Source organism: Hydrogenophaga sp. FG152 (assembly GCF_057809615.1).
This window is the reverse complement of sequence record NZ_JBMDKH010000020.1, coordinates 97,942-108,316: the sequence shown is the minus strand read 5'-3', so window position 1 is coordinate 108,316 and position 10,375 is coordinate 97,942. Positions and strand designations below refer to the sequence as shown.

Here is a 10,375-nt window from a genome sequence, read left to right as displayed (position 1 = left end):
GCGTGCTGGGCGGCACGGTCCAGCGGTTCCCGGTGGGCAGGCTGCCTGCCCTGCCCTTCGACCACGCGCAGATCATCGCCGGCGTGGTGGCGCGCGTGCGCAACAAGGCGGCTTACTCGTCGCTGCCGGCGTTCCTCTGCGGCGATCAATTCACCGTGCCCGAACTTCATGCGGTGTACGAGGCGGTGCTGGCGCAGCCCTTGAACCTGCCCAACTTCCGGCGCAAGCTCGATGACTTGGGTATCCTGGAAGAAGTGCCCGGCGCGACCAGGCTCGGCGGCCGCAACCGCCCGGCCCAGCTGTACCGCCTCAAGAAACAATTCCGTTCCGCGCTGAGCGTGCGCGAGCGCGGCCTCTGACACCTACAAGCCACCACCCCATGACCCCAAGTCCCCTGCACCTGCGACTCGCCACCCGCCACAACGGCACCCGAGACGGTGAACTCATGCTAGTCAGCCCGTCCGGCCAACAATGGGTGCCCGCCGGCCGCGACCTGCCCACGCTGCAGGCCCTGCTGGACGTCTGGGATGCCCAGGCCCCGGGCCTGGAGCAGCGCCGCCTCGCCCTGCAAGCCCAGGGCTGGCGCGGTGCCGAGCGCATCGACCCGGCCCATTGCATGGCGCCATTGCCCCGGGCCTACCAGTGGGCCGACGCCTCCGTCTACCGCAACCACGCGCGCCTGATCTACCAATGGCGCAAGGAGCCCATCCCGCCGCGCTACGAACTCGAGCCCCTGGTGTACCAGGGCGGTTCGGACGTGATGCTCGGCCCCGTGGAGCCCATCGTGGCCACCGACGTGGCCCACCTGGTGGACCTGGAGGCCGAGGTCGCGGTGATCACGAAGGATGTGCCCATGGGCACCACCGCCGAACAGGCCGCCGATCGCATCGCGCTGGTGGTGCTGCTCAACGACGTGTCGCTGCGCGGCCTGATCCCGGGCGAACTCGCGAAGGGCTTCGGCTTCTACCAGAGCAAGCCGGCCACCAGCTTCGCCCCCATCGCGGTCACTCCTGCCGCGCTGGGCGAGGCCTGGAAGGACCACATGTTCGACGGGCGCGTGCGCATCGAGCTCAATGGCGAACGCTTCGGCGAACCCCACGCCAACAGCGAGGTGGTGTTCAACTTCGCGCAGATCATCGCCCACCTGGCGCGCACCCGCAGCCTGGTGGCAGGCAGCATCGTGGGCGCAGGCACGGTCAGCAACGCCGACCCCGCTTCGGGCAGCGCCTGCATTACCGAAGCCCGCGTGCGCGCGCAGCTGCAAGGGGAGCCCGAGGACCGGCTGCCGCCCTACCTTCAGCACGGGGACCGCGTGCGCATCCTGGCCGGCGGCCCGGATGGCGAAGCCGTGTTCGGGGCGATTGACCAACGGGTGGAGATCCGTTCGGCCTGAAGGCCCGGCCCTTTCGCGCTCAGGTGGACCCAGGCTTGTTCGCCCTCGCGCCCGCCTTGCCGGGCGCTGCGGGACGAATGCCATGCGCCAGCAGCCCGATGAAGATGTCGGCGACCTCATCGCCTCGCAAGCGGCCTTCGGCGTGGAACCATTGGGAAATCCCGCCGACGGCCCCCATGAACCAGAACACCGCCAGCTTGGCATCGCACGGCGCGATGGAGCCGTCCCGGACACCTTCCTCGAACACCTGGCGCAACTCCAGGTCGAACTTTCGGCGCCTCGCGGTGATCTTCCTCTGGTCCGCCGCCGTCATCGCCGAGAAGTCGTGGAGGATGGCGGGCGCCCCCATCTCGTCGGTCAGCAGTGAGATGTAGTTCTTGATGAAGGTCGTGATGCGGTCATACCCGGTGGTTTCCGAGGCAATGGCATCTTTCAGCACCTGATCGCCGAGCCTCATCGACAGCTCGTGGCACTCGTAGATCAGCTCCTGCTTGTTCTTGAAGTAGTAGTAGAGCGCGGGTTTCGTGACATTGAGCGAAGCGGCAATCTCGTCCAGAGACACATTCTTGTAGCCGTGGCGACCGAAGGTGCGAGAAGCCTCAGCAATGACCGCCTGCTTCTTGAGCTGGTACTGCTCGTCCGCGCCGCCGACCGCGTTGTTCCACTTCACACCCTTGCTGGGGCGTTTGGCGGGGCCACGGGGTCTCGGCTTGGGCTTGGCGTCGATTTGCGTGCTCATTCTTGCAGTGTCCTCCGCGCGTTGGCCCAGATACAGGCTGGGTTTCGATGATATCGGACAGGCCCACCGCAGCGCCAGGCGGCGTCCGACCTGTGTCAACCCGCCAGGATCTGGCGCGCGATGATCAGTCTTTGAATGTGGCTGGTGCCCTCGTAGATCTTCGTCACCCGCACATCGCGGTAGTAACGCTCGACGGGGAAATCGTTCACGTAGCCATAGCCACCATGCACCTGCAGCGCGGCCGAACAGACCTTCTCCGCCATTTCGCTGGCAAACAGCTTGGCCATCGCGGCCTCCTTGATGGACGGCAGCTTCGCATCCGTCAAACGCGCGGCGTACAACATGAACTGGCGGGCCACGTCCACCTGTGTGGCCATCTCCGCCAGGTCAAAGCTCACGGCCTGCAATTCGGCAATCGGTTTTCCGTAGGCCTCCCGCTCCTTCGCGTAGCGGATCGCGGCCTCCAGCGCCGCGCGGGCAATGCCGATGGACAGCGCGGCGATCGCGATGCGGCCGTCCGACAGCAGGGAGAGTGCCTTGCCATAACCCCGCCCTTCCTCGCCGATCATGTTCTTCGCCGGCACGCGCAGGTTGTCCAGCTGGATCTGGGCGGTGTGCGCCGTGTGCTGGCCCAGCTTGTTTTCGATGCGAAGGCATTGGTAGCCCGGCTCCTTCGGGTCCGCGATGAACAGACTGAAGCGGTCGCGCGAGCCCGGCGCGCCCGTGGCGGCAACCACCAGGGCAAAGCCGGCTTCGCTGCCGTTGGAGATCCACTGCTTGCTGCCGTTGAGCACATAGCTGTCGCCCTCGCGCCGGGCCGTGGTGCGGATGGCGGCGGTGTCGGAGCCGGCATGGGGCTCGGACAGCAGGAAGGCCCCGATGCGCTGCGCACTGGCCAGCTCGGGCAGGAAGGAGCGCATCTGCTCCTCGGTGCCGAACGACCGCAGCACGTGCGCAGACGAGTTGTGCACGTGCATCAGGGTGGCAAAGCCCCCATCGGCGGCGGCGAACTCCTCGATCGCCAGGCAGTACTCCACGAACGACAACGCGGATCCACCGTAGGCCTGGGGCGCCAGCATCCCCATGAAACCCAGCTCGGCCACCGCGCGGATTTCATCGTGGGGCCAGGCGCTGCTGCGATCGCGCTCGGCCGCGGTGCTGGCCACCACTTCACTGGCCACGCGACGGGCCGACTCGCGGATCATCACTTCCTGCTCGCTCAAAAATGCATTGGAAACGCTGCTCATTGCTCGTCCTTGAATGTTGTCGATACCGCTGTTGGGCACAGGCCCATCAGCCCAACCACCGCTTGCGGCGGCGGTAATGTTTCATGTCCCTGAAGCTCTTGCGCTCGCCTTCCACCGTCAGGCCCAGGTAGAACTCGCGCACGTCCTCGTTGCTCCTGAGGCTGGCAGAGGGGCCTTCGAGCACGACCCGACCGCCTTCCATCACGTAGCCGTAGTCGGCCAGCTCCAGCGCGACGCGCGTGTTCTGCTCGACGATCAGCAGCGTCAGGCCACTGGCCTTGAGATCGGCGAGCAAACCGTAGACCTCTTCCACCATGAGCGGTGCCAGGCCCAGCGAGGGCTCATCGATCATGACCAGCTTGGGTCTGGCCATGAGGGCCCGCCCGATCACCAGCAACTGCTGCTCCCCCCCGGACAGGTAGCCCGCCGTGCGGTGGCGCAAGGCGGCAAGCCGCTGGATGCGGCCATACACCTCGTCCAGCAGTTCACGGGCGTCTCGCCCAGGGCCCATGTGCCCGCCGACCACCAGGTTCTGCTCCACCGTCATGTGCCGCAGCACCTTGCGGCCTTCCATGACATGCACCAGCCCCCTGCGCACCTGCTCGGCCGGGTTGCCCCCCGTGATGTCGGCCCCATCGAAGCGGATGGTGCCTGCCGTCACGCGGCCATCTTCGGTCTTGATCAGGTTCGAGATGGCCTTCAGGGTGGTGCTCTTGCCCGCCCCATTGGCGCCCAGCAAGGTCACGCACTGCCCGGTGGGCACCTGGGCGGAAATGCCTTTGACAGCGAGGATGACATCGCTGTACAGGACCTCGACGTTGTTCAGTTCAAGCACGGGTGACTCCGTTGGAGTGGGCGTGGACCGCGATCGATCCGGATCCACGCCGGGGTTCATTTACCACTTGTTCAACACGGGCATGGGAACGTTCTGTTCCAGCAGCTTGTACTTGCCCTTTTCCACCGTGCCGATGTTGACGGCCAGGCCTTCGGTGGGAAATGGCGCGTCCTTGCCGTACTGCAGGTTGGGCAGCACGCCAAAGCTGCGCTCGCTCGGCATCGGTGTGGACAGCAGCGCCGCGCGGACGTCCTCCCCCTTGACGCCCTTGACCCCCTTGGTCTTGATCGCCTGCTCGACGGCACGGGCCACGATGAGGCCCTGGCTCATGCCCATGATGCAGGCCGAGGTGTAGCTGACCTGTGCCTTGTACTTGCTGCGCAGCTGGTCGAAGAAGGCCCGCGCCGTGGTCGGATCGTCCGTGGGCATGGCCATGCCGTAGACCTCGTAGTTGCCCTCCATCTGCTCCAGTCCACCCAGGGCCTTGCCCGATGAAATCAAGCCGTTGTGGGCCGACATGACGATGGGGATGTTGGTCTTGCCCAGGCTTTGCAGGGCACGGCGCGTCGCCACCACGGAGGCCGTGTTGTTGAAGACCTGGAGCACCGTCGCGCCTTTGCGAATCAGGCGGTTCACTTGCTGCGTCAGGTCGGTGGGCTGGGCTTCGGTGTAGACCGTCTCCACGACTTCCAGGATCTTGGGGTTGTCTTTCGCGAACTTCTCGGTTCCCTTGTGGATGTCCACGTAAGCCGGGGACACTTCGGAGGAAATCACACCGACCTTGATGGGCGCGGCGGAACCGGATTTCTTCTGCAACCAGGTGTAGAAGGCCGCCACCTCGTGCGGGTAGGTGGCTCGGGCGTTGAACACCCAGCTGTCGCTCTTCCAGGCAAAGCCATAGCCGGCCGTGGCCAGGACCTGGGGCACCTTGTCGTTGGGCAGGCGCTGCTGCAGGGCCGCCGCGTCCGACCCGCCGATGCCCAGAATGGCCACGGGGTCCAGCTCCGACCGGATGCCGGGCCACAGGCTGGCGACCTGCGCGACGTCGTAGCGCGTGTCGTACTCCTTGACGCGAAGCGCCACACCCTGGGGCTTGCCCACCTCCTCACTCCACCAGTCGAGCACGCCCTTGCGGCAACCGGTCATGTCCTTCATGACGTCGGCATAAGGCCCGGTGAAGTCGGCCAGTCCAGCGATGTTGTAGGTGGTCTGTGCCTGGGCCGTGCCCGCCAGACCGAACACACCGGCGGCCAAGGCACCGCATCGCGCCACGCGGGCAAAGGCCGACAGACATCCATTGTTTGTATTCACGCAAGTCTCCTGGTTTTGATCACGCTGTCCAACACGAATCAACCGTCCTCCAGCGCAGCGGACGGCCGCGAAAGTCCGGTATCAGTAGGGGTAGGGCCACATCCGGTAGGACCGCTTGAGAATGTTCCAGCGGTGCATCAGTCCACGCGGCTCGAAGATCAGGAAGCCGGCGATGATGCCGCCCAGAAAGATGTTCATCGCGGCGAAGACCACGTCGCCGCTCAGGAACGAGAAGCTCTCGACCAGGGAAGGGCCCATGCTGGTGAAGGACTCCTGCGCAAGGCGGATGACGAACACACCAATCAGTGCGCCTGTCACCGAGCCCATGCCACCCACGATGATCATGGCGATGAACCAGATGGAGTGGATCAGGGTGAACTGATCGATCGAGACGAAGCGCACGTAGTACGCCCACAGCCCGCCTCCGATGCCCGCATAGAAGGCGCCCAGCAGGAAGGCCAGTGCCTTGGTGCGCACCACGTTGATGCCCATCATGCCGGAGGCGACGTCGTCATCGCGCACGGCGGCGAAGATCCGGCCATGCCGGCTGCGGGCCACGCCATAGGCGCCCGCGATCATGATGCAGGCCACCACCAGACACAGGTAGTAGACGCCGGCATCGGTGTCGAGCACCACGCCGAACAGCCGTGCCGCATCGACCGTGATGCCGTTGGACCCACCCAGCCAGGCAGCGGGCAGGTTCAGCACCATGAAATGGAACAGGATCTGCGCCGCGATCGTGGTGAGGGCCAGGTAAAAGCCCTTGATGCGGACAGCGGCCAGGCCAAACACCAGGCCGAACAGGGCCGCGCACACGCCACCGACCGGCAACGCGATCCAGAACGGCAGGCCGCCCTTGGTCGCGAGCAGCGCGGTGGCGTAGGCGCCCACGCCCATGAAGGCTGCCTGCCCCATGTTGATCTGCCCGGCCAAGCCGGTGTTGATCTGCAAACCGATCACCACCACGGCGGTGATCAGCATCGAGGTCATCACCGCCACCGAGCGGGCGTCGGCGATCAAGGGCAGCGCAAACATGGCCAAGACGAACAAGGCCAGCGTCACGGCCTGGCTGCGCGTGCGCACCAGCGCCTGGTCCTGGGCAAACGAGGTCGCGAAAACACCTGCGGGATCCATGCTCATACCCTCTCAATGGTTTTCCAGCCGAACATGCCGGTGGGACGGATCAACAACATCAACAACATGATGATGAAAGGGAAGACCGAGCCGAGCGCCCCGCCCACCAGGGGATCGAGGTAGGCCGACGCCAGCCCCTGGATGACCCCGACCAGAATGCCGGCCAGCAGCAGCCCGGCCAGCGACTCCAGGCCCGCGAGCAGCGCCACGGGCAGCGCGGCCAGGCCGATGTCGGAACTCATCATGTTGATGGACCGGCCACTCAGGTGGACCATCGCGCCCAGCGTCGAAAGCACGGCACCCAGCATCCAGGCAAACGCGATCGAGCGTTGCACCGAGATGCCCATCGACATCGCGACCTGGTGGTCTTCGGCCACGGCCGTCATCGTCAGACCCATGCGGGTCCGATTGAAGAACCAAGAAAGGCCAAAGCCGATGGCCACGGTCAGGATGCCGCCGTAGAGGAGCGAGCGGGAGATCACCACATCACCCAGGATGATGGGTTCGATCGGAAAGATGATCGGGAAGGCGCGCACCTGGGGACCAAAGAACACCAGCACAATCCCGCGGATCAGGATCAGCAGTCCGATCGTCACCATCACCATCGAGAACACGGATTCGCCCACGAGGCGCGCGAAAAAGATGCGCTCGATCATCAGGCCGAAGATCGCCGCGCTGGCGAAGGCCACGGGCAAGCCCAGCCACACCGGCATGCCCATCTGGATGATGGTCCACCACACCATGTAGCCGCCGAAGACGACCAGCTCCCCCTGTGCAAAGTTGAACACTTTGGACGCGCGGTAGATCACCACGAAGCCCATCGCCATGAGGGCGTAGAGCAGACCGGTCAATGCCCCGTTGACGAGGTAGTTCAGAAAATCGCTCATGCGGGCCTCCTTCGCTGGGGTTCGGTCAAGGTGTTCGAACCGGATCCGTCGGCATCGTGAACGAACACCTTCGCGTTGAAGTTGCTTCGGCGTCCGTCCTGGTAGGTCACGGGGATGTCGATCCGCACCTCACGGGAGCCGTCGTAGAGGCCCTGAATCAGGGCGCTGTAGCGCTCCTCCAGGAACTCGCGCCGCAGCTTGCGCGAACGCGTCAGCTCCCCCTCATCGGGATCGAGTTCCTTGGGAAAGTTGGCGAACCGCTTTACCCGCGCATGCACCGGCAGAAACTGGTTGACGCGCGCGATTTCCTGGCCGATCAGGACCGCGATCTCGGGGCGCTGCGAAAGATCGGTGAAGGTCGAGAAACCGATGCGCTTGTCTTCGGCCCAGCGCGACAGCACCGCCATGTCGATGTTGATGAGAGCGGCCACGAAGTCACGTCCTTCATCGCCCACGGTCATGATGTCCTTGATGAACGGGCTGAACCGCAAACGCGTCTCGACGAACTGGGGCGGAAAGGTGTCGCCGCTGCGCAGCCGTTTCAAGTCGGACAGCCGCTCCAGAAAGACCAGCTCTCCGCGGTCGGTCCGGGTCACGGCATCGCCGGTGTGGAACCAGCCGTCCTTGACCTTGGACTCGACCGACCCCTCCCGCCGGTAGTAGCCCAGGAAAGGACTGCCACCCCGGATCTGAAGTTCGCCGTCCGGGCTCACCCGCCATTCGAGGGGAGGGCCGGCCTCCGGGTGTGCCCGCATCCAGTGGCCCACGGTTTCCAGGTCGAAGCGGTCACTCTGGTGGCAGGTGAGCAGGCCGGTTTCGGTGGAGCCGTAGATGTTGCGCAGGGGTACGCCCATGGCATGGAACATGCGGAACACGTCGGGCGCCATGGTGGCCCCGCCACAGCTGGCAATGCGCAACCGGGTCAGCCCGAGCTGGTCCCGCAAAGGCCGCAGGACCAAGGCTTCGGCCAGAGGGAACTGCAGGCGGTCCAGCAAGCCGATCGGTTGACCATCCAGGCGGCCCACGTTGAAGGCGCGCCCCACCTTCAAGCCCCACTCGTAGACGGCGCGCCGCACGGGCCCGGCGTCCAGCATGTGGGCCTGCACCGAGGAGGCCATGCTCTCCCATTGGCGCGGGGCAAAGGTCATGGCCTCGACGGCCAGCTCGCGGATGTTGGCCAGCACCTGCTCGGGGTTTTCCGGGAAGTTGACCACCATGGGCAGCCCCAGGCCCACCGAGATGCCGTTGATCTGCTCGGTCGCCCAGGCCGGCGCGATGTAGCTCAGGTACTCCATGCCCGGCTGGGCGTCGGTGGCCTGGATCAGGCGCTGCGCGTTGTCGATCAGGAAACGGTGCGTGAGCACCACCCCCTTGGGTTTGCCGGTGGTCCCCGAGGTGTAGGACAACACGGCCACGTCGTCGGGCGAGCCTTTTGCCAGCAGCGAACGGTACAGCCCGGGGTCCTGCGCCTCCAGCGCCCGCCCCTGCTGCTGCACCGAGCTGAAGGTGCCGAGGATCGGGTCGTTGTAGGACCACATGCCGGTGTCGTCCCAGTACACGATGTGGCGAAGCAGCCTCAGCTTGTCCTTGACCTCCAGGCCCTTGTCCACCTGCTCCTGGTCCTGGGCGAAAAGGCAGACCGTCTCGCTGTCCTCCAGCAGGTACTGGACTTCGTCCGCCGTCAGATCCGGGTACAGCGAGACCACTTTGCAGCCCAGCGCGTGCGCTGCAAATTCGGCCCAGTAGTGCTGCGGCTCGTTCTCCCCCATGATGGCCACCGTGGCACCGCGCTGCACGCCCATGTGGTGCAGCCCCAGGGCCAGCTCCAGCACCTGGCGTTCCACCGCCGCAAAGCTGTATTCGCGCCAGATGCCACGTTGCTTGTGGCGCTGGGACAACCGCTCGGGTGTGGCCTGCGCATGGCGCTGCAACAGCTGTGGCAGGGTTTCGATCTTGAGCATCATGGCCCGCCCTCCCCGAGATAGGCTTTCATGACAGCGGGATCGGCCTGAATTTCGCGAGGGGTGCCCTCGGCGATCTTGCGACCGAAGTCGAGCACCGCGATGCGGTCTGCGAGATCCATCACCACGCCCATGTCGTGCTCCACCAGCACGACCGGAATCCGCTTGGCCTCGCGCACGTCCAGGATGAAGCGCGCCAGGTCTTCCTTCTCTTCGGCGTTCATGCCGGCCATGGGCTCGTCCATCAACAGGATGCGAGGGTCCTGGGCCAGCGCCCGCCCCAGGTCCACGCGCTTGCGAAGGCCGTAGCCCAGGCTGCCCACCGGGGCGTGGCGAATCGCCTCGATCTCCAGGAACTCGATGATTTCCTCCACCACCTCCCGGTGGATCACCTCTTCGCGCCGGGCCGCGCCAAAGTAGAGGAACGACTGCGCCAGGTTCGTGCGCATGTGCATGTGGCGCCCCACCATCAGGTTCTCGACCACCGTCATGCCCGAGAAGATGTGCGTGCCCTGAAAGGTCCTGGCCAGGCCCTGGCCCGCGACCTCGTGCACCGCCATGTGGCGCACGCTTCGGCCCCCGAGCGTGATATCGCCCTTCCTGGGGCGGTAGAAGCCACTCAAGCAATTCATGAGCGAGGACTTCCCCGCGCCGTTCGGACCGATGATGGCCAGCAGCTCGTCCTTGCGCACATCGATGGACACATCGTTGAGCGCGACGATGCCACCGAACTGCAGCAACAGGTTCCGGGCCGAGAGCACCACATCGTGCGAATGGGCACTGGTGGTGGCCGTCATGAGGGCCGCCTCTTGCCGGGTGGGATCATGTCCATCGAGTCTCCTTGTTCAGACCATTGGGGGGTCTTGCG

Annotated in this window: 10 protein-coding genes; 2 read left to right on the top strand and 8 right to left on the bottom strand. The window is 65.3% G+C overall.

The window, feature by feature from the left end; translation table 11 throughout:
- A partial coding sequence (locus ACODTB_RS21745) for an NrtR DNA-binding winged helix domain-containing protein (RefSeq protein WP_488929720.1) occupies positions 1-359 on the top strand: 359 nt, incomplete at its 5' end.
- Between the two features lie 20 nt (positions 360-379).
- On the top strand, positions 380-1,393 hold the full coding sequence (locus tag ACODTB_RS21740; RefSeq protein ID WP_291114706.1) for a fumarylacetoacetate hydrolase family protein: 1,014 nt from the start codon (positions 380-382) through the stop codon (positions 1,391-1,393).
- A gap of 19 nt (positions 1,394-1,412) precedes the next feature.
- Here the strand turns inward: ACODTB_RS21740 and ACODTB_RS21735 are convergent, their stop codons facing one another.
- From ACODTB_RS21735 to ACODTB_RS21700, 8 genes are all read right to left on the bottom strand, one after another.
- Positions 1,413-2,132, bottom strand: coding sequence for a TetR/AcrR family transcriptional regulator (locus tag ACODTB_RS21735; protein ID WP_291114704.1), 720 nt, complete (start codon positions 2,130-2,132; stop codon positions 1,413-1,415).
- A 95-nt stretch (positions 2,133-2,227) separates the two neighbouring features.
- The gene (locus ACODTB_RS21730; protein WP_291114702.1) at positions 2,228-3,379 is read right to left on the bottom strand and encodes an acyl-CoA dehydrogenase family protein; all 1,152 of its coding nucleotides are present in this window, start codon (positions 3,377-3,379) and stop codon (positions 2,228-2,230) included.
- Between the two features lie 46 nt (positions 3,380-3,425).
- Positions 3,426-4,214: an ABC transporter ATP-binding protein gene (locus ACODTB_RS21725; RefSeq protein ID WP_291114700.1), complete on the bottom strand. Its 789-nt coding sequence runs from the start codon at positions 4,212-4,214 to the stop codon at positions 3,426-3,428.
- A gap of 60 nt (positions 4,215-4,274) precedes the next feature.
- Positions 4,275-5,525, bottom strand: a complete 1,251-nt coding sequence (locus ACODTB_RS21720) for an ABC transporter substrate-binding protein (RefSeq protein WP_291114698.1) — start codon at positions 5,523-5,525, stop codon at positions 4,275-4,277.
- A gap of 81 nt (positions 5,526-5,606) precedes the next feature.
- Complete coding sequence (locus tag ACODTB_RS21715) at positions 5,607-6,665, bottom strand: branched-chain amino acid ABC transporter permease (RefSeq protein WP_291114696.1); 1,059 nt, start codon at positions 6,663-6,665, stop codon at positions 5,607-5,609.
- Positions 6,662-7,546 carry a branched-chain amino acid ABC transporter permease gene (locus ACODTB_RS21710; RefSeq protein ID WP_291114694.1) on the bottom strand — a complete coding sequence of 295 codons (885 nt, stop codon included), beginning with the start codon at positions 7,544-7,546 and terminating at the stop codon, positions 6,662-6,664. The genes ACODTB_RS21715 and ACODTB_RS21710 overlap by 4 nt, the downstream gene beginning before the upstream one ends.
- A complete protein-coding gene (locus ACODTB_RS21705) occupies positions 7,543-9,510 on the bottom strand; it encodes an AMP-dependent synthetase/ligase (protein ID WP_291114692.1) in 1,968 nt (655 codons plus the stop codon). The genes ACODTB_RS21710 and ACODTB_RS21705 overlap by 4 nt, the downstream gene beginning before the upstream one ends.
- Entirely contained in the window at positions 9,507-10,304 is a 798-nt protein-coding gene (locus ACODTB_RS21700) for an ABC transporter ATP-binding protein (RefSeq protein ID WP_291114690.1), read from the bottom strand. The genes ACODTB_RS21705 and ACODTB_RS21700 overlap by 4 nt, the downstream gene beginning before the upstream one ends.
- Positions 10,305-10,375 lie beyond the last annotated feature (71 nt).

Excerpts from the sequence above, each read along its gene's own strand:
- ACODTB_RS21740 (WP_291114706.1), top strand. The coding sequence starts at position 380 with ATGACCCCAAGTCCCCTGCACCTGCGACTCGCCACCCGCCACAACGGC.
- ACODTB_RS21735 (WP_291114704.1), bottom strand. The coding sequence starts at position 2,132 with ATGAGCACGCAAATCGACGCCAAGCCCAAGCCGAGACCCCGTGGCCCC.
- ACODTB_RS21730 (WP_291114702.1), bottom strand. The coding sequence starts at position 3,379 with ATGAGCAGCGTTTCCAATGCATTTTTGAGCGAGCAGGAAGTGATGATC.
- ACODTB_RS21715 (WP_291114696.1), bottom strand. The coding sequence starts at position 6,665 with ATGAGCATGGATCCCGCAGGTGTTTTCGCGACCTCGTTTGCCCAGGAC.
- ACODTB_RS21710 (WP_291114694.1), bottom strand. The coding sequence starts at position 7,546 with ATGAGCGATTTTCTGAACTACCTCGTCAACGGGGCATTGACCGGTCTG.
- ACODTB_RS21705 (WP_291114692.1), bottom strand. The coding sequence starts at position 9,510 with ATGATGCTCAAGATCGAAACCCTGCCACAGCTGTTGCAGCGCCATGCG.
- ACODTB_RS21700 (WP_291114690.1), bottom strand. The coding sequence starts at position 10,304 with ATGACGGCCACCACCAGTGCCCATTCGCACGATGTGGTGCTCTCGGCC.